Below are 21,805 nucleotides of genomic sequence, written 5' to 3' on the forward strand. Positions count from 1 at the left end.
ATGGCACTTTTTAATTAATTGTGGTTTTTCTGATTGTATGAGATCGCAAATTGATAAAATAGGTATGTGATTGACAGCACAATTAAATAAATGGGTATGGAAAAAATCAACTTCCAGCCATTATATTGATAAACATGTAGTTTTACTAAACAGAATTCAAACATAGCCGCAAAAACAGACCAAGTAATGAAGTATAAAATTAGTTTTATTTTTTCGAAATGGAACCAATCAAAAACATAAACAAACAAATATCCAAATGCTGGATATCCAGCATATAAAAGTATATCAAATAGCTCTAATTTCTTTGAATCAGTTATATCGTAATAATTATGTGGGGCTGCTCCAATCGTGTGATCAATAATTTGTGGAAAAGAGATGCTCAATAGGACAATGAGAGGTGTTATCTCTTTTGGAAGTCTTTTTGGGAGAAAACGAAACAACAAAATATTAAATATAATAATCAATATAACAGTCCACTCATTTTCATCGAACTTTGTTGGAAAGTAAAGTAACATGATTTTTACCTCAACAGCAATTTTTTTCGATACCAAATCCATGCGAATAATGTAATCAATAACGTTATGATCCATTCCGTTAAAACGTCATAGAGGTAATAATTTCTGCTAACCATGATCCTTAGATGGATACATATACTTTCTGAGATGGTGAGAGTTAAGATATTGATGAATAATAACATTATCTTTAAAAAAAGTGATTGTAGCCGTACGTAAATATCGAAAAAGATGATAATAATCAAAGGATATAAAATGGTTCTATTTAGAAAGTGCATACTAAACTTGAAAGGATCTTTTGGAATTTCTAGAACCTGCAAATTGGTGGTAAGAATGGATGATGTTGAATGTGTAATGATCCAAACAGTCATCCAAATGAAAAATATTTCAAAGAGATGAAGCTTTTTTTTATAGCTACAAAAGATAATCATTAATAGCACTAATAGATAAGCATATATAGCTAAAACCACAAGTAATTCTCCTAATTAATTTAAGATTCCTTCTAAAGTCCCGTCTAAGATATTCTTTGATAAGTATGAGGCTAATATGCATCACAAATTGCATTTTTAAACAGTTTTATCCAAATTATGGTTGACAGAAAGAGATTACATTTGTAATATATATTCAAGATTACGAATGTAATATCGGAGGTATCAACTAAAATGTCGCAAATTCTGCCAAAAATTTCAGATGCAGAAATGGAAATCATGAAGCTACTTTGGGCTAATGCACCACAGACAGCTAATGAAGTTATCGAAAAACTTGAACCAATGATGGATTGGAAACCTAAAACTGTTCGTACACTTATCAATCGATTGGTACAGAAGGGAGCAATTTCTTATCATCAAGAGAAAGGCAGTATGTATGCTTATTATCCGTTGGTTACTCAGGACAGCTATCTGCAAATAGAAACAAAATCTTTGTTAACACGATTCTATGGTGCTGCATTAAAACCGTTACTTGTAAATTTTTTAAAGGAAGAAAAATTATCTAAAGAAGACATTAATGAACTGAAACGCATCCTTGATGAAAAGTCAGAAGAGATTCAGAGGAAGGAAAGCTAATGATAAAAGAGTTCCTCATGAATAACTACTTCCTCGATTTCTTTAATTGGATCATTGAAACGTCGATTTCAGCAAGTTTCCTTGTGGTTATGATAATTTTTGTAAAATCAGTATTAAAAAGTAAACTTACACCGAGATGGCATTATCTCCTTTGGATGATATTAATCGTTAGGATGATATTCCCTTGGTCTCCCATTAGTACAAATGGCATTTATTCATATTTTGTTAAAGGTATTAATGAGAAGGTCTCTATTCAAACTGAACAGGATATCATATCAAAAAACGCGGACAAACAAGTATTGACTAATTCAAATATAAGCCCGATAAGAGCAGAAACAGCAAGCGATATTCGTACATCAAAATCAAGTGTTAAGGATAAGGAAGAAACAAAAGAAAATAGTAACGCAACTGAAAGCGCACCCAGTACAGAAACAAAAAATGAAAGTGTGATTTCTTCTTATGTAATTGCTTATTTCATTTGGTTAACTGGTACTTTTATGTTTGGCGCCTTAACCTATTTAATTGTTCGAAACTTAAATCATTATATTCAAAAGCAACCTTCCGTTACTGAAACGCACATTGTCGGGATTTTTGAAGAATGTAAGAAAATTATGGGGGTAAAGAAAAGCATTCCAATATTATTATCTGGAAAAATAGCAAGTCCGACAATTCTTGGATTTTTTCGTCCGAAAATTTTGCTAGGAAATGAGTACATATATCAACTTAGTGAACAACAGTTACGACACATTTTCCTACACGAACTGGCCCATATTAAACGGAATGACGTAGGCCTAAATTGGGTAATGCATCTATTATTAATCCTCAATTGGTTCAACCCCATTCTATGGTGGGCGTATATTCGGATGAGAGAGGATCAGGAACTTGCCTGTGACGCTCTTGCGCTTACCGTGATGGATGAAAACGAAAGATTATCTTATGGACGTACAATTATTAGTCAACTAGAGAGATACGCCAATCATTATCCAGTCCCCAACTTGGCTAACTTTAGTAAAAATAAAAAAAGTATTAAGCGGAGGATTATTTTGATAAAAAATTTTGATAAAAAATCTTATCAGTGGTCTTTGTTAGGTGTGTTTGCAGTTGTCATTGTCTCGATTTTTTCGATTCTAAACACGAGTGCAGAAGTTAGAAATGAACAGCAGGAAGGGTTTGGAAAAGAGAGTACTGTTGTTCAAAAAGGAAAGGAAGAAGTCGGAAATACCACTATTTATACACCTCCACATCAGGAAGAGGATTTCAAGGATATGTCTAAAAACGAAGTAGCACTAAAGCTATTAAACTCAGTCGATTATTTTCATACCATTATTGGAAAGTATGAAACTCATGATGTTTATTATGATAATTCAACAAGTACGATTAGTTCCGAATTTCAAATTAGCAATAACGATGTGATAGGGGGATATGAAAAATATGTTAGTATTCCTGATAAAAGCACAACTGGATTAAGTGTTCAAACGAATGAAATGTATTATGATGATAAGGCAATTTGGATAGTAAATCCAGATAAACAAATTTATCAAAAAAATATTTATGATAGTAAAAGCAAAAAAGAGATTGTGAAACCTGAAGATGTTTTTACGATTAGCCCAAGTAAAATTTACGATTCACAAGACAAATTTAGAGAAAGACCTCCAGTAGGCATTTTTGCTTATGAAGAAACAGCTAAATATTTGAGATATGCAAACCAATGGAACATTGAAAACCAAAATGAAGAGTTGTTAGGGCATAACACGATTGTCCTATTTGGGAAAATTGATAAAAGCATGGAGAATATTATGCAACCACAAGCTGATACTTTTCGTTTTTGGGTTGATAAGGATACTGGATTGTTATTAAAACGTGAACTTTACAATTCTAGTGGAGAAATTATTAGCTATTTTCATCCAGAGGTTTTCAAAGTAAATGTACCAATTGACCCAAAAAACTTCGTACCATCTTTAGAAGGCTATCAGGAATGGAAAATCGGAGGGCCTCATTATAAAGATCCAAAAGAGAAGGAAATTAAAGTTATTGAGAATGCCGAGTCAAACAAGGAAGAAGTTGATCAAGTAGTCCAATCACTACGAACAAAATTCCCAGCATTATATCAATTCACAAATCCTGATTTTCAACTTTTCTCAGCCAGTATGGAAAAGTATATAGATGATTATCATGCGTATTTTGTCTATTATTATAATAAGGATGTTGAAATAAATACTACAGCCCGCGTGATTTATGTAAGATCGTATCAAAAAAATACAGTTGTAAGATCAACAGGAGATTTTGCAACAAATAGAGGAAAAAAACTCGATGCTTTCACGATTAATGGGATAAAGTGGAGTGTATTTGAAGTGAAAAATACTCCGGATTTTCACTTTGTTGGGCGTTCTGGGGATTATAAATATGAAATGGTCGTACAAGGAATATCATTACCGGAAATGAAAGACCTCCTAAAATCATTTGAAAAGAGTCCTAAGTAATTCAATAAATTGGTTAACAGTTAACAACTAAATCAATTTGCAAAATTAGACAATCTAAACTGTTAAAATATAGTATTGATTTAAGGCAGATTATCCTGGTTACTAGGATGATCTGCCATTTTTTTAAGTTAAAAGGGCAGGTCATCAAAAGGTATGGAAGCTTTGGCTAATTTATTAACCTCCTCGGTGATATCCTTTTCGTTATTCCAAATCACCTTTTCAATCAAAGTGGTCCGGTAGCCAGTGTCCTTTTTTATTTGTTGAATCCATTGATAAGCCAACTGTGGAATCTCTGTTTCCCTATAAACTTTAAAATCCCCTCCACAACTACAACGATTCCCATCTATATTTAAATTTAGCTGTAAGTTGATATTCATAATGAAAAAATTCCACTCCTTATCTTTTTGAATTATACACGAACAAACTTTCGCATGTCCATTATTGAATTCTTTATCTTTTTTTCTGATCTTAGAATGATGAATGGTGGCTTTTTCCACAAAATTCCTCTAAAAAATTTACACCTGCAATAATCGGGAGTAGTATTAAAGTGTAGATTATTAGAAATTTCTCAGCCTCTGATTATCTATCATGCTGGAGTGAGATTCATGGAGCAGCTGGTTTTCTGCTTTATTTATCGGATCAATGGAGGGCAAAAACAATGAGTGAAATTCGTGAAAGGCCTAAAATAAATAGCTTAAAAGGTAATGTGTTGAATGCTGAACAAATCATTTCAAAACTCATACCACAACAGGTATTTGAGGAGTTAAAAACTAGTCCAGGTGGTCTTTCAGTAGAGGAAGCTAGAAAAAGGCTTTTGCACTATGGAAAAAATACGATTAAGGAAAAGCCAGGAAAACCGCTTTATCAGCAGTTTTTAGCCAATTTTACAAGTTTAATGGCAATTTTGTTGTGGTTTAGCGGTGGAATTGCCTTCATTGCCAAAATGCCAGAATTAGGCGTTGCTGTTTGGTGTGTAAATTTGATTAATGGTGTTTTTAGCTTTATTCAAGAATATAGAGCAGGAAAGGCGACTGAGGCATTAAAAGGAATGCTTGCCTCATATGCTCGGGTCATTCGGGATGGGAAGGAAGCGCAAATTGTTACGGATGAACTTGTTCCTGGGGATGTAATCCTCCTAGAGGAAGGCGATAAAATTTCGGCAGATGCTCGATTAATAAAGTCTAGCGATTTACAAATCAATCAATCTGCGCTAACCGGTGAGTCTAATCCTGTCCGAAAATTTGCTGATGCCATATATCGGGATGATTTAACCGGTTTTGAAACTTCTAATCTAATTTTTACCGGAAGTACCGTTTCAAGTGGTTCTGGCCAAGCTGTAGTGATAAAAACAGGGATGGAAACAGAATTTGGAAAAATTGCAACGTTAACGCAAAATGTTGTCCATGAACTAAGCCCTTTGCAAAAGGAACTTAACCGATTGACAAAGCAAATCTCAATCATTGCTCTTGGATTTGGCGTAGCCTTCTTTTTGTTAGCAATTTTTCTTGTGAAAAATCCAATTGCTGAATCATTTATTTTTGCCCTTGGAATGATTGTTGCGTTTATTCCAGAGGGTCTTTCGCCAACTGTTACATTGGCGTTAGCACAAGGTGTGCAGCGGATGGTGAAGAAAAATGCACTTGTAAAAAATCTTTCTGCTGTTGAAACACTAGGATGTACCTCAGTTATCTGTACAGATAAAACAGGAACTTTAACCCAGAATGAGATGACGGTTAATCATATTTGGCTTCCTGACAAAGAATTGGAGGTAACTGGAACTGGTTATGCACCTAAGGGAAGTATTCTTTTTCAAGGTGAAGTAATCTCGGCTGAGTCAAGCACTGCATTAAGAATGATTTTAACAGCTGCAAGTCTTTGTAGTAATGCCAGGGTTATACCACCAAACGAAGAGCATCGCACCTATACCGTGCTTGGCGATCCTACTGAAGCTTGCTTAGGTGTTGTTGCAGAAAAAGCAGGAATACGAGCAGATGAGATAGCAAAACTATTTCCACGCATTCGTGAATTACACTTTGATTCGAGAAGAAAAAGAATGACAACAATTCATCAATTACCAGAGCCTGTTAATGGAAAAAATCGGGTTGCCTATACAAAGGGAGCACCTAAAGAATTAATTGAATTGTGTAGCTCAGTGTTCATCGATGGTAAAATCTCTCCGATTACAGATGAAATGAAGCAAACGGCACTTGCAGCAAATGATGAGTATGCTCGGCAAGGTTTGCGAGTATTAGCAGTTGCCGTACGGTATCTCGGTGGAGATGAACAAGCTGTTCCAGCTAGTTTAAGTGCCTATACACCTGAGTTAATCGAGGAAGACATGATGTTTGTTGGTTTTGTTGTGATGGCTGACCCGCCACGAGCGGAAGTAGCCGAGGCAGTTGCGAAAGCTCATAAAGCTGGAATTAGAATTGTCATGATTACTGGAGATTATGGCTTAACTGCAGAGAGCATTGCTAAACGGATTGGTATTGTTGTAGGTGAGCATCCGCGAGTAATTTCTGGAATCGAATTAGAAAACATGACAGATGAAGAGCTAAAGAGTGCATTAAAGGGTGAAGTAATTTTTGCTCGTGTTGCACCAGAACAAAAATACCGAGTAGTTGAAAATTTACAAAAAATGGGGGAAATCGTCGCGGTGACTGGTGATGGAGTGAACGATGCTCCTGCTTTGAAAAGAGCGGATATAGGCGTTGCCATGGGGATTTCAGGAACAGATGTGGCAAAAGAAGCAGCCGATATGATTTTAACCGATGATAATTTTGCCTCAATAGTCCACGCGGTTGAACAAGGGCGTGCTGTATACAATAATATCCGTAAATTTTTACTCTATATTTTAAACAGTAATATGCCAGAGGCTGTTCCATCAGCATTCTTTCTTGTCTCCAAAGGAGCAATCCCTTTGCCATTAACAATTATGCAAATTTTATTTGTGGATTTGGGAACTGATTTAATTCCGGCACTTGGCTTGGGATCTGAAGAACCAGAAAAAAATATTATGAACAAACCTCCACGGAATTTAAATGAACCACTATTGAATAAACGCATTATCTTGAAGGCATTTTGCTGGTATGGGGTTTTAGCTTCGGTGGTTTCAATGTTTGCTTATTTCTTTGTAAACTACATCAATGGCTATTCAATGGGAAATTTAGCAAAAGAAGGCAGTGATATTTATATTATTGCAACAACTATGACATTGGCAGGAATTGTTTTTAGTCAAATTGGAGCAGTTATGAATTGTCGGACAGAAAATGAATCTGTTTTTAAAAAAGGTTTATGGAAAAATCGGACGATCAACCTAGGCATTATTACAGAAATCATATTTCTCATGATCATTATGTATGTGCCAATTTTACAATCTGCGTTTGGAACGAAACCAATTCAGATGAAAGACTGGTTATTCCTTATTTGCGTTCCACCAATAATTTTGGCAATTGAGGAATTTCGTAAAGCAATTTCCAGAAAACGGGCTCGAACGATGTAATTCTAAAAAAGGGGAAAGAGTGAAAAATATGAAGTCCATAATTGTTGGATGTAGTCATATGGGTGCTGGATTGGCAATGAATTTACAAACAAAAGGGCATGAAGTCACCATCATTGACCGCGACAAGGATGCTTTCAAAAAATTACCCCAAGTGTTTCATGGTCAAACGGTTGTTGGTTTTGCCATAGATAAACGAATTTTGGAATCTGTACAAATTCATTTGGCTGATGCTGTTATAACCTGTACAGATAATGATGAGACGAATGCTTTGCTTGCAAGAATTGCAAAGAATCAATATCACGTTCCACGAGTAATCGCTAGAATTTACGATCCACGTAAGGCTGTTATTTATCAAAGCTTTGGCATTCAAACAATTTCCCCCATTACATGGGGAATCCAAAGGAGCACTGAATTGCTGAGCTATAACCAATTAGACAGCATTTGGATTGCTGATAACGGTAATGTCGAAATGATACGCGTAGATGCTCCAACATTATTGATTGGTCATCCAGTCCGAGATATATCAAGCTTAGGAGAAATAAAAGTGGTGACGATTACCAGACAAAATAAATCGTTCATACCTATTTCTGGAACGCTTATTGAAGCCCACGATGTTTTATATTTAGTTGTTGCCACTTCTGCATTACATAAGCTAAAAGCGATGTTGGGATGAGGGGAGGTTAGGCAGATGAATGTGATTATAGTCGGAGGAGGTCAAGCGGGTTCGCATATCGGACACCTATTGTTACATCATAACATCAATGTTAAATTTATCGAATCTCAAGAACTCCGATGTGAAAAATTAACAAGCGAGTTTTCGACTGCAGCAGTGATATTAGGAAGTGGTACCAATCCTGACACCCTTGAAGCAGCAGGTGTTGAGGAAGCAGATGTCATATTGGCTGTAACCGGCAGTGATGAGGTTAATCTTGTGGCATCGACTATTGCCAAGTTTGAGTTTGCGATTCCACGTGTCGTGGCCCGGGTGAACAATCCTAATAATTCGTGGCTTTATAATGCAGAAATGGGAGTAGATGTTTCGATAAACCAATCAGATTTACTTGCACAAATGGTGGTTAGCGAAATGGATATGGACCATATCTCAACCTTGCTGAAATTAAATCGCGGTAACCTATCGATTGCCAAGGTCAATGTGAATGCAAATTCAAAAGCTATTGCTCATTCAATTAAGGAGTTAAACATTCCTGCAAAATGTGTCTTGATTGCCATATTGCGAGATGAGGAACGCGTAATAATCCCAAGAGGAGACACTGTCATTGAAGCAAATGATTATATTTTGTTGCTAAGTGACGAAAGTACGAAAGAAGAATTGAATGCGATTTTTGTTGATGAATGAGGTATGTTGATAAAGTAAGCTTTTTACTCTGGAATTTGCGTTTTTATTTTCAATTTACAATAGATTCACTATAATGAAATTAGTGGGATGTCGCTGACTTTTGGGGGAAAAATTAAATGAATACAGGTGGGTGAGAGAAATGGGTATTCTTTTTGTTGAAAAGCAAAAAGTATGGGTTAATATTGATCATCCAACCAAGAGATTTTCCTTACATAAAGTGTGTATCTTTACAGAAAAAATGACCGAAACCCCCTTTAAAGGTGTAGGAACATTGAAGCGGGATGGAGGGTGGTTGCAGATGAAGAATCTACAAGCAGCTGAACAGCTTTACGCTGACAAGTATTCGAATTATCAGTTCATTAATCACTGTATTCCAGCTCATGGGAAAAAGGTTGTTTAACTGGGAGTGAAAAACATGTTTATAGAAAGTGTTTGTCCGAAATGTGGTGAGATTACCAACATGGAGCATCATGGAGAAAGTGTTATAGTTGTTAACTGTAAGCACAAACACGTTTATGATCACGTTGTAATCCCTTATTCTAGAACAGCAGAATTGAAAAATGATAAGTTACATCTGCTGGAGGAAATGATTGTCGAGAAGAAATTTCAACGAATGAGCGATAGATCGACGATTTGTCTATTAATCTTTGAAAACGGTTATGAAGTGGAAGGGCGATCCACTGTTAAAAATAGTGAAAATTTCCATCTGGTGATTGGAAAAGATAAGGCCTATGAACATGCTTTAAAAAGAGCGCTAGAAGCATTCGGTGCTTATTTAGTATAAATCAAGACAATTAGACAGACCTATTCTTCAGAAGAATAGGTCTATTTCGTGTTTTTTGTTTCAGAAAATATAGAAAAATTAGAAAAATCTTATTTATTTTTAACTAATAATGTTATAAGATTTTCTTATATATCGAAATAAGGGGGATTTTTGTGACCTGGCTTTTTGTATTTTTACTATTTAGTTCTTTTTTGCTAGGACTATTTAATGCACCGATGTGGATGATCTTTGTTGTCTTCGTCTTATTTATTGGCGGAGTGATGTACTTGAGCTTATATCCAGTATTATATGAAAAAAAGGTTGATAAAATATTAAAGTTTTTACAAAAATCAAAGAATGCACATAATCAATTCCTTTATTATCTATATCATGGGAATTTGGATAAAGCTGCAAAAGCTGTAAAAGAAATTAAAAATGAACAGCTTCAATATTATGCTAAATTAGCATTATTGGATCAACAAAAAAAGCTGATGGAAGGCAAAACCTATCTTTCTAAGCTGAAAAACGGTGAGTATAAGGCCTATTATAGTGCGGCAATTGCTCTTGAAGAAGGGAATTTTCAAGAATATCAAGAGAATCTATCATCAGTAAAAGATCAACTGAATCGTTCATTTTTATTAATCGAAGAGAAAGTTCGTGCTGGCGAAACGCAGCAAGCTATGAATACACTAGATAGTCTTATTAGGAAATTAAGAGGCTTGAAATTATTGTCAGCAGTTCAGTACAAAAGGGAAATTGAACAACGGAGAGTAGGATGAAGGAGTGGTTATTCTGGTGTTTTATCAGAGTAACCGCTCCTGATTTTTATTTCAAAATTACTAGCCCTTATGAATCACACCAGCTAGTTCCAAAAGAGTTAGAACGATTTCAAATACGATGAGAAGGACGATAATCCATTCAACGAAAAGGCCACGAATGGAATGACTGATATTGGAAAAGCCATCCATGATGTTATAAAGAATTTCAGTTTTGCTCTTTAAAATATTATAACGATCGTTTAACTCAAAGAAATCAAACATACTGTCATAAAATTCACCAGCTGTGCTACTTGTCCAAGTTATGTCAGGTTTATCGAGAATCATGATATAGGAAAGTGTGTTGTATTCGTGGCGAACAATTTTGGCAGTTGTTCGCGCGAGCTCTTTGTTACCAATTCGAAGTTTGCCTTTTTCAAGACGGTCAACCATATTTTCTAATTTATCAAGAATGGTTCCGAGCTGTTCTTCCGTTTTCTCTAGTGCAACAGATTTAGCCAAGACCGTGGAGATTAATTCAGGTTGGAAATTTTCATATTCAGGGACGACCACAAATTCATCGTTTAGCACTAATTCTTCATCTTCTCGCACATGAAGGCAATAATCATCAGTGTACCGGTCAAAATCTCCGAGGTTGATGTCTTTTTCAAAGTGATGGAGAAACGATAAAAATTGTTTGATTTCATCAAGACTGGAGTAATTTATGAAGACAACGCTACCAAAGGAAAAAACTTGTACTTGCTGCGATGGCTCAACTTTTTGATGAAGGATGGATTCCAGTAAGTCGTTTTTGAGGATGAGAGGTTCCTCCCAGGTGAATTTCTTGGGAATACCACAATGGATTGCGATACTGTTTAAATCAATTTCGTTAGTTAGTGCGAATGCTTTAAAGGCTATTGGCTTCATCGTTTATATCACTCTTTTCAGCATTTGATATATATCCAATATATTCTATTATACCGAAAAACATGAATTTTCTTCATATGGTTGGTAGGATGTCACGAAGAGTTCAAATTGATATTGATTTTAAAGTCTAAAGGGTTTTTCGTTTGGGTAAAGAATTGTTATATGTATCCGAATTCTAATATAGAGGTGTGGTTTATGTTGAAAAAGGACATTGCAAGGCTGTTGCAAATACAATATCCCATCATTCAGGCACCAATGGCAGGAGGCGTGACAACCTCGATATTAGTTGCTGCGGTTTCAAATAATGGGGGTCTCGGCATGATTGGAGCAGGTTACTTAAACGCTGAGCAAACACGTGAATTAATTAGAGAAGTAAAACAACTTACTTCTAATCATTTTGGAATTAACTTGTTTGTTCCTAACGAATTCATTCTATCAAACACAAACATCGAAACTGCTAACCTTCTGTTGAGACCTTTCCGTGAGCATTTAAATATTCATAATGAAGAAGGACTAAAACTCCCAGACTATCAATCAATTAATCAATCCTTTATTGAGCAAATTCAAGTTGTAATTGAAGAACAAGTTCCGATATGTTCATTTACGTTTGGACTTCCTACGCCTGAAATGGTAATTGATATGAAACAGCATGATATTGTCGTTATCGGTACGGCCACTACGGTTTCTGAAGCAATGGAAGTTGAAAAGATCGGTATGGATATTGTGGTGGCACAAGGGTCTGAAGCGGGAGGACATCGGGGAAATTTCCTTAACAATTTTCAGGACAGTCAAATTGGCTTAATGTCGTTAATCCCACAAGTTGTTGACAACGTTAAGATTCCAGTAATTGCAGCAGGAGGAATTATGGATAAACGGGGATTAAAGGCTTCACTTTGTTTGGGGGCAAAAGCTGTTCAAATGGGTACTGCGTTTTTAACGTGTCAGGAGAGCGGAGCACATAAGGTACATAAAGATGCGATTCAATGCGCAAGTGAGGATCAAATTGTTCTCACACGTGCTTTTTCTGGTAAATGGGCTAGAGGGATAAACAACACTTTTATTTCGGAAATGCAGACTCATGAGTGCGAAATCCTTGATTACCCAATTCAAAATACACTGACTCAAGCCATTCGAAAGGCGTCTGCAGCCCAAAATCAACAGGAATTTATGTCGTTATGGTCAGGCCAAAGTCCGAGGTTGGCGAAAAATCAAACTGTAAAAGACTTAATTACTAGTATGGTTGACGGAGATTAATTTGAGAGAGAATGTTTAGTGCCTATTTTTAAGATTTTGTATGAAAAGAGGGCACTTAGCAGGTCGATAAGTTACCTATTTTCCAGATTTTCAGAAAAAGGGGGCACTTAACAGGTCGATAAGTTACCTATTTTCCAGATTTCCAGAAAAAGAGGGCACTTAAAGCGATAGATCCACCAAAAGTGCCCTCGTTCAATATGAATTTATCAACCCAAACTCAGTCAACCGGTTCCATTGCTCGAAGTGATTCAGCGACTTTAACCATCATTGAGCATTCGATCCGTTTTTTAAAGATATCACAGCTAAATTGATAGGTTCCATTTAGTGAACCAGTGGCATGTAAATTGTTAGCAGGGCATCCTCCGCTGCAATAAAGCTTTGCCCAACAATCTTCGCAATCAGGTTTTGAGTAACAATTACTTTGCTTAAATTGAGCTTGAAGTTTGACGTTGGTAACCCCATCCCAAATATTACCCATACTGTATGCTTGATCGCCGACAAATTGATGACAAGGGAAGAGCTCGCCCCAAGGTGTTACAGCTAAATACTCGGTACCAGAGCCGCATCCAGTTAGTCTTTTTTGCACACAAGGTCCTTCAGAAAGATCGAGCATGTAGTGGTAAAACGTAAATCCATTGCCGTTCTCGCTGCGCTTTAGCATTTCATGTGCGAGAACTTCATATTGCTCATAAATCTGCGGAAGGTCCTTTTCTGTTAAGGCATAAGGCTCACGTGGGTCACAAATAACCGGTTCCATCGAAAGTTTATCAAAGCCAAGCTCGGCAATGTGGAATATATCATTGGTAAAATCAACATTGTTATGCGTATATGTTCCACGAACGTAATATTCTTTTTCCCCACGTTTTTCAACAAATTCTTGGAATTTTGGAACAATATGATCATAGCTTCCTTTACCGGTAACGGTTTTTCGAAGATGATCATGAACTTCCTTACGTCCATCGAGGCTCAACACGACGTTGTACATTTCCTTATTTAGGAATTCTGTGACTTCATCGTTTAGCAACATGCCGTTTGTCGTAAAAGTAAAGCGGAATTTTTTCTTGTATTCCTGTTCCTTGCTTCTAGCGTACTCCACGATTTGTTTGACTACGTTCCAAGCCATTAGCGGCTCGCCACCAAAAAAGTCGATGTCGAGATTGCGATGATGTCCGGAGTTTTCCAGTAAGTAATCAATGGCTCTTTTCCCAACCTCAAAGCTCATCACGGCACGGTCGCCGTTATATTTGCCCTGACTTGCGAAACAGTATTCGCAGGATAGATTACAGGTGTGGGCAACATTAAAGCAGAGGGCTTTTAGATAAGTTGGACGTTTCGTAAGGTCAATTGATAGGTCTTTAAATTCATCATCGCTAAATAGCTGACCGCTTCCTTTGAGCTCAGCAACTGCAGCAATTGTTTCGTGAATCTCCTGATTTGTGATGGATGGGTTTCCTTTATATTTTTCTAGCATTTTAGTTACGATATCAAGTGCTGAATTCTTTTCAAAAAGGGCAATAATGTCATAGGCGAGGTCATCGACGACATGGACCGACCCACTATAAGTGTCGAGCACAATATTATATCCATTTAATTGGTATTGATGAATCATGGTGTAAAGTCAAGCTCCTTCTTAACAAAAAATTGCCGCCCAGCTGAAGTCAGTGGGCGGTATGTTGAGTGGTCTAGCTGTGTAAAGAATTCTCGCACTTTTGGTTTGCAACTCCACAAGAGGTTTTGCATGCTGACTGGCAAGAGGTTTGGCATGCGCCACAGCCACCATGTTTTACAGTGTCTGTTAGTTTACGTGTACTAAGTGTTACGATTCTTTTCATTATGTATTGCTCCTTTAATAAATATAGTTATAGATTGCAAGTTTTATCAGCATCTATAATGTTATGTCAGGATAATTCTAGCAATGCCCTGTTGTGACGTCAATTCGACAGTGGAAAGGATGTTTTGTTTTTCAAATGTTTATTAAAAAGGTTCATAAAACTTTCAAATATACACTTGTAAATTTGCTGGTAGAGGTTTTTGATGAAATGAATCACCTTATCGACGGTAATAATATTATGTAAACTAATCGTTTAGAAACATTTAACATTTAAGCTAATTAAGGACAACTCTTTTTGTTTATAATTTTACTATGATTATCTTATTAAGTTAAAAAACGAAATTGAAATGGAAAATCAATATTTATGTAAGGGGATGAAATGATGAATAATATTTTAAACACCGTATATTTGTTTATCCTTGGAGTTGTTGCGATATACACGAAGGAACTGGTTACGTTTATTATGCTGGGGATTGTTTTAATCGCACTAAACAATATTAACCAAACTTTAAAAGAGTTATTGGCTGTCCAAAAGCAAAATCAAAAGCAGAATAGCTAAAACAAGGGGATGATGATGGCTGCACAAGTCATCCCCGTCATTTCCAAATGAAAGTTTATCTATTACGAGTTACTAATCCTAAAAACTAACAAAACAAAAGAATGTGCAAATTAATACTCTTGTCAGTTTCTCAAGCATAAGCACAACACCTCAATGTTTTGATTTTGATATCTTTATCATATGAGATGAATGTTAAGCCAGCTTGAGGCTATTGTTAATTTGACATTAAAACGTGCTCAGAATGGATACTCACAGTTTCATATGTAAACAAATTATATGTTTCGTTACGTTTCAATTCTTCTGCATATTTAATGATTTCATCTTTACGTACTTGAAACATTCTTCTACCGTGCATTTTTCCTTCAAACCAGCCCTTTTTGGCACCGCTTAAGATTTTTAAATAATGACTTTGCTCATCTTGAATAATGCCTAAAGTATTATGAACTATTTTACTTGCTGTAGGTATGGTGATATAACCATGGTCTAAATGATAGGTTCTGCTCATCTTACACCTCCAAAATATGTCTTTTTCTATTTTTTATGAAATTAGTTTGGAATTTATTCTAGCGATGTTGAAGTCTTCTTCGAAAAGGAAAAGAATTAAATGTAAAAAATAGGAAATTCTAAAGGGGAGTTATTTCTACAATTCATTCTTAGGAGGCAGGTATGGTAACGATGACAAGCGAGAAAGAGAAAATGTTAAAGGGTGAACTATATAATGCCGCTGACCCTGAGTTATTCCAAGAAAGAATCAATGCCCGTAAGCTGACCAGATTGTATAATCAAACACAAGAAACAGAGAACCAATTAAGAACAGAATTGCTCAATGAGCTCTTTGGCACAATCGGGAAAACGATTAACATTGAGACACCATTTCGCTGTGATTATGGTTATAACATTTATGTTGGCGAGAATTTTTACGCAAATTATGATTGCGTTTTATTAGATGTGTGTGAAATTCGATTCGGCGATAACTGCATGCTTGCCCCTGGTGTACATATATATACTGCTACACATCCACTGAATCCAATTGAACGTGTATCTGGAGCCGAATATGGCAAACCCATATCGATTGGTGACAACGTTTGGATCGGAGGTAGAGCAGTAATAAACCCTGGATTAACGATTGGGAACAATGTGGTGATTGCTTCTGGCGCTGTCGTAACGAAGGATATTCCAGATAACGTCGTCGTTGGTGGGAATCCTGCTAAAATCATTAAGCAATTAGATGGATAAAGGGTATGATAATCCAAATGAAGCTGAGGAAGTCTTAATCACAAGTAGACGATTTTGGGAGCGATGAATATTCCGGACCTCACATAAGCAGTGTGGTCCGGTTTCTGTATATTGATCTTTGGGAAGAGGGTCACTTTCTTTTTTTTATCGAAAGAATAATTGTACCCAGTAAAATAAAAATAGTAGGGTAACGACAGTGCTTAGTGGAATGACGATTATTGAAACACTCAAGTAATCCCTCCAAGAAATTTTGACGTGATGCTGTTTTAAAATATACATCCAGATTAGTGAGGCCAGTGTACCAATCGGCAATAATAAAGATCCGATATCGCTCCCAATGATATTGGCGAGATAGATGGTCTGAAGCGTAATGGTATCTAGACCCATATCTGTTAAAGTCATTGTTCCTATCATTAACGCAGGATGATTATTAAAGAAGTTTGATAGAAAGGATACTAAGCCACCCATAACAAAGCTTGCGTACAAAAGGCCCTGGCTTACGATCGGTTCAAAGTAATTCACCAAAAGGGCAGTTAGTCCAATATTGTGCAGGCCGTAGATGATGACGTACATTGAAAAAGCGAACACCAGTATATGCCAAGGGATTTTCTTGATGATATCTGTTGGATTTATATGGAGTTTGTACCAACGCCATAGTAATAGAATAATGGATCCGCTAACGGCAACGATTGAAATGGGGATGGACAAGAACGAAGCTAAAAAAAGCAAACCGCGCATGAGTAAAACAAATAACAAAACAGTAAACATAAACTGTGACCGTTTCTTTCTTACCTCTAAAGGAACGATTCCGTCCTTCAAGGGGTGGAAATGTGACGAAAAAATATTTTCTTCAATATCATAAACGATATCCGGTAATCTTTTGGGCAACTTTCTTTTTACAACGAAAAACATCAGCACGGACATAAAAATTAACCCAAGTGTGGCTGGAACAAACATCATTTCTGTATAGCGGTAAAGTGACATATCGATAATGTTTAATGAGATTAAGTTAACAATATTGCTGACACCAATTGGAGCACTAGATGCTGTTGCTATTAATGCACCGCTTAATAAATATGGGATTTGCTGATGGAGTTTTAGCCGAAGATTTTTTAATAATAAAATCAGAATAGGAGTAGTGATTAATATGCTACCATCATTGTTAAACAAAAGGGTCATTAAAAAGCAAAGTATTTGGATGTACCAATATAGGCGGTAACCAGAGCCTTTGGCTAGACGCGCTAGATTGGCTGCTGACCAGTGAAAGAAGCCAAAACTTTCGAGGATCACAGCCATGACAATTGTTGCAATGATTGTAATGGATGCACCACCAATTTTTTCGACGATATACAAAATGTCTGTGTTTGTCACGATTCCAGATAAATAGATAATCGATGCTCCGATTGCTGCTGGAAAGGCTTCATTTAACCCTTTTGGTCTCCAAAAAATAACAGACATAGTTGCTAGGAATACAAAAATTGTGATTCCTATCTGAAAGGTCATTTTCCTCCTCCTTTCCTTGTTATTCGGCATGGAGTTACATGCCCTACATGTCCGTTTGCTTATATTTATATTCGTCCACAAAGAAAAGGAAATAGATAATTGACCAGATTTGTCTAAATGTATGTTTGTCTACTAGGGTTAAATGCCGTTATATGATAATGGAATAAAAGGAGAGTAAACTAAGTCAATTCTGTTATCTAGTTAAAAAAATGATAGTTAGCCTAATGAAAATGAACCAAAATCCATTCTAGGTAAATGCAAAATCAAAATGCATTTACCTGGAGTCCAAAAATCTTTTCTAGGTAAATGATAGTCCGTAGGATGATCTATGTAGATTATCTTTTTTCACTTGAATCCAGTTATAGAGCTGCTTCTTAAATAGAACAATTAGGATTTAATTAACGAAGTTCATTTTTTCGTCACTTTTCAAGATGAATTCTTGTTAAGGATTGGAAATTTGGTTTTCAGACAATCCTTTGTTTATGCTATATTAGACATATAAACTTGGAATCATGAAGGTTCCTGATTTAAAAATCTAGCAAATGTAAACGAAACCCATGAAGGGGATAAGTCTAAACCACTTACCTTTTTTTGGGTTATTTTATTTTTGGGGAGGCTTGTTACGATGCATATGGCTGATGCATTACTATCGCCAGCGGTTGGCGGAACAATGCTAGCTGTCACTACAGGAGTTGCGGCTTATTCGATTAAGAAAGTCCAGAAAGATTTAGATGAAACAAAAATACCATTAATGGGTGTGATGGGGGCCTTTGTATTTGCAGCACAAATGATTAATTTTTCGATTCCTGCTACAGGTTCTAGTGGTCATATAGGCGGTGGAATGCTTCTAGCCATTCTATTAGGTCCGTATGCAGGTTTTTTAACAATGGCCTCAATATTACTTATCCAGGCATTATTTTTCGGTGATGGTGGCCTGCTGGCCTACGGGGCGAATGTATTTAATCTCGGCTTTTTTACTTGTTTTATTACATACCCACTTATATATAAAGTGCTGACAAAGAAAGGGCTAAGTGCCAATCGCATCCTTGTGAGCACAATCATTTCGGCAGTAGTCGGACTACAGTTTGGTTCTTTTAGCGTTGTATTGCAAACGTTATTCTCAGGAAAAACAGAACTTCCGTTTACGACCTTCTTATTCGTGATGCAGCCAATTCACTTGGTCATTGGAATAGTTGAAGGTTTAGTTACCGCTGCTGTGGTTACGTTTGTCTGGAAGGCACGTCCAGAAATTATTGAGAATGTTCGTTCTGAGCAGGCGCTTGGACTGATTTCTATGAAAAAAGTATTAATAACACTTGTTTTTACAACTTTCCTTGTTGGAGGAGGAGTTTCCTTGTTTGCATCAGCAAATCCAGACGGTTTGGAATGGTCGATCGAAAAAACAACGGGAACGGCAGAGCTGGAAACTACAGGGGCGATATATGATTCATTAACGAAATTGCAGAAAAAAATGGCGGTACTTCCGGATTATGGGTTTAAGGATAGCGTGACTTCGAACGGTGAAGATGCAACATCTGAGAAAAACGATGACTTGTTTAGTAACGCAGGAACAAGCCTATCAGGTGTTGTAGGTGGTGTCTTAACACTTGGATTGGCAGTCCTAACAGGATTCACCATACAATTTCTTAAAAAACGAAAAAAAACAACGAGTCAATAGGAAATGCAGCAAAAGAGACTATCAGTAGGAATTGATGCCGATGGAAAATATCAAATCTTCATTATATAATTTACGACTTTTGGATGACTTAGCGCACCTGGACTCATTCATTCACAAACTTCACCCGCTAATCAAGCTACTTACTACGATTGTATTTTTAGTTACAGTTGTGTCGTTTCAAAAGACGGAAATCATTAGATTAATCCCGTTTTTCTTTTATCCCATTCTGATTTTTACGCTCGCTGAGATACCTTTACTTCCAATCCTGAAACGAGTGCTACTAGTTGCTCCCTTTATCATCGGTATTGGGATATTTAACCCGATGTTTGATCAGCATTCAGTTTTTATTTTGGGCATTGAAATAGCACAAGGTTGGCTTACTTTTATTTCGCTTTGTGTGAAAGGTCTGTTAACAGTAACAGCAAGCCTATTGCTGATCGCAACAACCGGAATGGAGCGTATAGCTGCTGCGTTAAGGACACTGAAAGTTCCAAAGCTTTTTGTCATGCAGCTCCTCTTAACCTATCGATATATTTCAGTGTTAATCGAAGAGGTTGGGAGAATGCTGAGAGCTTACTCCTTGCGGGCACCTGGTCAAAAGGGGATTGAGCGAAATGCTTGGGGACCGTTCGCTGGACAACTCATATTAAGAACATTTGAGCGCGCTCAACGAGTTTATCAGGCTATGAATTTGCGGGGGTTTACCGGAGAGTACTATACTGGTACATCAGCAAAGTTTGGCATGAAAGATTTAGTCTATTTTGCGGGTTGGAGCTTGTTGTTTATTTTATCTAGATTATATAATCTACCATTATTATTAGGACAAATGTTTACAGGGGGGTGATGAGGATGAGTCATCATAAGCTTGAGGTTAGAGACGTTCGGTTTCGCTATCCAGATGGTCACGAAGCCTTAAATAATCTGTCGTTTACAATTTACCATGGAGAATCAGTTGGTATCATTGGTGCAAACGGCGCTGGAAAATCGACATTATTGATGTTATTAATGGGGGTTTTTTTTCCAGAAAACGGACAGGTATTAGTGGGGGATGTACAGATTACCAAAAAAACACTTCCGCTCATCCGTAGACGCTTGGGAATGGTGTTTCAGGATCCTGATGATCAGCTATTTATGACTTCTGTTTACGATGATGTAGCGTTTGGCCCGCGAAATTTTCAGTTAAAGGAGTCAGAGGTGGAAAGTAGGGTTAATAAAGCGTTGGAAATGGTGGGAATTCCGCATTTGAAAGATCGTGCACCGTTTAAATTATCAGGTGGTGAGAAGAGAGCAGCAGCGATTGCTTCGGTAGTTTCGATGGAACCAGACATTCTGATAATGGATGAGCCGTCTTCAGCGCTTGATCCAAAATCGCGCCGCCGCTTAATTAACTTATTAAACGAATTTAATCACACTAAAATCATAACGAGTCATGATTTGGATATGGTGTTGGACACCTGTGATCGAGTGATTGTGATAAAGGATGGAAAAGTTGCTGCAGAAGGTAATACGATGGAGATTCTTGCTAATGCTGACTTACTTGACGAATGCGGACTTGAAATTCCTCTTTCTCTGCAAAATTGCCCCACTTGTGGTTCGACAAAGCCGTGAGTCTAGGAAAAATCAAAACAATTCTCCACTCGCTAAATTATCGGACAACCGGGATGAGCTTTTTTGGTATAATGTACCTGTGAGCTTATAGAGTGGAGGATTATCATGAGAATTGCAGTGATAGATGGACAAGGTGGAGGGATTGGCAAGGCAATCGTTGCGAAGTTTCGCCAGCAGTTTGAAGATTCGATTGAGATTGTTGCCCTTGGAACGAACTCAGTGGCAACTTCGCTTATGTTAAAAGCTGGAGCGAATGAAGGAGCAACAGGGGAAAATGCAATCATGTATAATGCTCCGAAAGTCGATATTATTCTTGGAACAATAGGCATTATTAGTGCCAATGCTTTTCTAGGCGAATTGACTCCGAAAATGGCTACTGCAATTGCTGATAGTCCAGCGGAAAAAGTATTAATTCCTTTGAATCGGTGTCAAGTGTATATCGCCGGTGTTGAAAACAAGCCGCTGCCACATTATATTGATGATGCGATTGATATTGTGATAGCTCATAGAGGTGATCGAAATGTGTGAAGCGAATGTGTATGTGATTGATAAGGATGGGAATGAGAAGCTTTTGTTGGAATCCGTTGATAAAGTGGTTCCAACCGAAGACGGTCTGCTCATTGAAAATATATTTAGTCAAAGAAAACATATTAAAGCGACAATCAAAGAGATGGCACTTGTTGAACATCGGATTGTACTTGAGGAAAAGTAATAACTAATCAGCGGTAGACATTAATATACATTATAAGTAAAAATATAGCAAAAGGCGCATTCTC

General features: G+C 36.9%; 23 protein-coding genes. 16 read left to right on the forward strand and 7 right to left on the reverse strand.

Annotated elements, in window-relative coordinates:
* Positions 1 to 14: 14 nt before the first annotated feature.
* Entirely contained in the window at positions 15 to 590 is a 576-nt protein-coding gene (locus HHO41_RS12240; RefSeq protein WP_169098967.1) for a hypothetical protein, read from the reverse strand.
* Between the two features lie 584 nt (positions 591 to 1,174).
* Here HHO41_RS12240 and HHO41_RS12245 point away from each other — a divergent pair.
* On the forward strand, positions 1,175 to 1,576 hold the full coding sequence (locus tag HHO41_RS12245) for a BlaI/MecI/CopY family transcriptional regulator (protein WP_169098969.1): 402 nt from the start codon (positions 1,175 to 1,177) through the stop codon (positions 1,574 to 1,576).
* Complete coding sequence (locus tag HHO41_RS12250) at positions 1,576 to 4,056, forward strand: M56 family metallopeptidase (protein ID WP_169098971.1); 2,481 nt, start codon at positions 1,576 to 1,578, stop codon at positions 4,054 to 4,056. Before HHO41_RS12245 ends, HHO41_RS12250 begins: the two co-directional genes overlap by 1 nt.
* 128 nt (positions 4,057 to 4,184) lie before the next feature.
* Here the strand turns inward: HHO41_RS12250 and HHO41_RS12255 are convergent, their stop codons facing one another.
* On the reverse strand, positions 4,185 to 4,553 hold the full coding sequence (locus HHO41_RS12255) for a hypothetical protein (RefSeq protein WP_248278445.1): 369 nt from the start codon (positions 4,551 to 4,553) through the stop codon (positions 4,185 to 4,187).
* A gap of 161 nt (positions 4,554 to 4,714) precedes the next feature.
* Between HHO41_RS12255 and HHO41_RS12260 the strand changes: the two genes are divergently transcribed.
* The 6 genes from HHO41_RS12260 (at position 4,715) to HHO41_RS12285 (ending at position 10,457) form a co-directional block, all read left to right on the forward strand.
* The gene (locus HHO41_RS12260; protein WP_169098981.1) at positions 4,715 to 7,558 is read left to right on the forward strand and encodes a cation-translocating P-type ATPase; all 2,844 of its coding nucleotides are present in this window, start codon (positions 4,715 to 4,717) and stop codon (positions 7,556 to 7,558) included.
* Between the two features lie 28 nt (positions 7,559 to 7,586).
* Entirely contained in the window at positions 7,587 to 8,231 is a 645-nt protein-coding gene (locus tag HHO41_RS12265; RefSeq protein WP_169098983.1) for a potassium channel family protein, read from the forward strand.
* 15 nt (positions 8,232 to 8,246) lie between these two features.
* Complete coding sequence (locus tag HHO41_RS12270; RefSeq protein WP_169098985.1) at positions 8,247 to 8,915, forward strand: potassium channel family protein; 669 nt, start codon at positions 8,247 to 8,249, stop codon at positions 8,913 to 8,915.
* Positions 8,916 to 9,054: 139 nt separating this feature from the next.
* Positions 9,055 to 9,315 (forward strand): hypothetical protein, encoded by a 261-nt coding sequence (locus tag HHO41_RS12275; protein ID WP_169098987.1) that lies wholly within the window; start codon positions 9,055 to 9,057, stop codon positions 9,313 to 9,315.
* Positions 9,316 to 9,330: 15 nt separating this feature from the next.
* Entirely contained in the window at positions 9,331 to 9,699 is a 369-nt protein-coding gene (locus tag HHO41_RS12280; RefSeq protein ID WP_169098989.1) for a Gp49 family protein, read from the forward strand.
* A gap of 152 nt (positions 9,700 to 9,851) precedes the next feature.
* The gene (locus HHO41_RS12285; protein ID WP_169098991.1) at positions 9,852 to 10,457 is read left to right on the forward strand and encodes a hypothetical protein; all 606 of its coding nucleotides are present in this window, start codon (positions 9,852 to 9,854) and stop codon (positions 10,455 to 10,457) included.
* A 60-nt stretch (positions 10,458 to 10,517) separates the two neighbouring features.
* On the opposite strand, the gene HHO41_RS12290 is transcribed toward HHO41_RS12285, so the two are convergent.
* Positions 10,518 to 11,360: an RMD1 family protein gene (locus HHO41_RS12290; protein WP_169098993.1), complete on the reverse strand. Its 843-nt coding sequence runs from the start codon at positions 11,358 to 11,360 to the stop codon at positions 10,518 to 10,520.
* 195 nt (positions 11,361 to 11,555) lie between these two features.
* Between HHO41_RS12290 and HHO41_RS12295 the strand changes: the two genes are divergently transcribed.
* Positions 11,556 to 12,614 (forward strand): NAD(P)H-dependent flavin oxidoreductase, encoded by a 1,059-nt coding sequence (locus HHO41_RS12295; RefSeq protein WP_169098995.1) that lies wholly within the window; start codon positions 11,556 to 11,558, stop codon positions 12,612 to 12,614.
* Positions 12,615 to 12,831: 217 nt separating this feature from the next.
* Here HHO41_RS12295 and scfB read toward each other — a convergent pair whose 3' ends face one another.
* Together scfB and scfA are read right to left on the reverse strand one after the other, a co-directional pair.
* Entirely contained in the window at positions 12,832 to 14,223 is a 1,392-nt protein-coding gene (gene scfB / locus HHO41_RS12300) for a thioether cross-link-forming SCIFF peptide maturase (protein ID WP_169098997.1), read from the reverse strand.
* A gap of 73 nt (positions 14,224 to 14,296) precedes the next feature.
* Positions 14,297 to 14,446 carry a six-cysteine ranthipeptide SCIFF gene (gene scfA, locus HHO41_RS12305; RefSeq protein WP_169098998.1) on the reverse strand — a complete coding sequence of 50 codons (150 nt, stop codon included), beginning with the start codon at positions 14,444 to 14,446 and terminating at the stop codon, positions 14,297 to 14,299.
* Between the two features lie 381 nt (positions 14,447 to 14,827).
* Between scfA and HHO41_RS12310 the strand changes: the two genes are divergently transcribed.
* Positions 14,828 to 15,004, forward strand: a complete 177-nt coding sequence (locus tag HHO41_RS12310) for a hypothetical protein (RefSeq protein ID WP_169099000.1) — start codon at positions 14,828 to 14,830, stop codon at positions 15,002 to 15,004.
* A gap of 214 nt (positions 15,005 to 15,218) precedes the next feature.
* On the opposite strand, the gene HHO41_RS12315 is transcribed toward HHO41_RS12310, so the two are convergent.
* Entirely contained in the window at positions 15,219 to 15,509 is a 291-nt protein-coding gene (locus HHO41_RS12315; protein WP_169099002.1) for a hypothetical protein, read from the reverse strand.
* A gap of 170 nt (positions 15,510 to 15,679) precedes the next feature.
* Between HHO41_RS12315 and HHO41_RS12320 the strand changes: the two genes are divergently transcribed.
* Positions 15,680 to 16,240, forward strand: coding sequence for a maltose acetyltransferase domain-containing protein (locus HHO41_RS12320; RefSeq protein ID WP_169099197.1), 561 nt, complete (start codon positions 15,680 to 15,682; stop codon positions 16,238 to 16,240).
* 144 nt (positions 16,241 to 16,384) lie between these two features.
* On the opposite strand, the gene HHO41_RS12325 is transcribed toward HHO41_RS12320, so the two are convergent.
* Positions 16,385 to 17,743, reverse strand: coding sequence for an arsenic transporter (locus HHO41_RS12325; protein ID WP_169099004.1), 1,359 nt, complete (start codon positions 17,741 to 17,743; stop codon positions 16,385 to 16,387).
* Between the two features lie 625 nt (positions 17,744 to 18,368).
* Here HHO41_RS12325 and HHO41_RS12330 point away from each other — a divergent pair.
* From HHO41_RS12330 to HHO41_RS12350, 5 genes are all read left to right on the forward strand, one after another.
* The gene (locus tag HHO41_RS12330; protein WP_169099006.1) at positions 18,369 to 19,421 is read left to right on the forward strand and encodes an energy-coupling factor ABC transporter permease; all 1,053 of its coding nucleotides are present in this window, start codon (positions 18,369 to 18,371) and stop codon (positions 19,419 to 19,421) included.
* A 40-nt stretch (positions 19,422 to 19,461) separates the two neighbouring features.
* Positions 19,462 to 20,265 carry a cobalt ECF transporter T component CbiQ gene (gene cbiQ / locus HHO41_RS12335; protein WP_169099008.1) on the forward strand — a complete coding sequence of 268 codons (804 nt, stop codon included), beginning with the start codon at positions 19,462 to 19,464 and terminating at the stop codon, positions 20,263 to 20,265.
* Positions 20,266 to 20,270: 5 nt separating this feature from the next.
* Positions 20,271 to 21,029, forward strand: coding sequence for an energy-coupling factor ABC transporter ATP-binding protein (locus HHO41_RS12340; RefSeq protein WP_169099011.1), 759 nt, complete (start codon positions 20,271 to 20,273; stop codon positions 21,027 to 21,029).
* 105 nt (positions 21,030 to 21,134) lie between these two features.
* The gene (locus tag HHO41_RS12345; RefSeq protein ID WP_169099013.1) at positions 21,135 to 21,557 is read left to right on the forward strand and encodes a DUF3842 family protein; all 423 of its coding nucleotides are present in this window, start codon (positions 21,135 to 21,137) and stop codon (positions 21,555 to 21,557) included.
* Positions 21,550 to 21,741 (forward strand): CooT family nickel-binding protein, encoded by a 192-nt coding sequence (locus HHO41_RS12350; protein WP_169099015.1) that lies wholly within the window; start codon positions 21,550 to 21,552, stop codon positions 21,739 to 21,741. The genes HHO41_RS12345 and HHO41_RS12350 overlap by 8 nt, the downstream gene beginning before the upstream one ends.
* The last annotated feature ends 64 nt before the right edge of the window (positions 21,742 to 21,805 follow it).

It is taken from the genome of Bacillus sp. DNRA2, assembly GCF_012843265.1.
GTDB lineage: Bacteria > Bacillota > Bacilli > Bacillales > Cytobacillaceae > Bacillus_BU.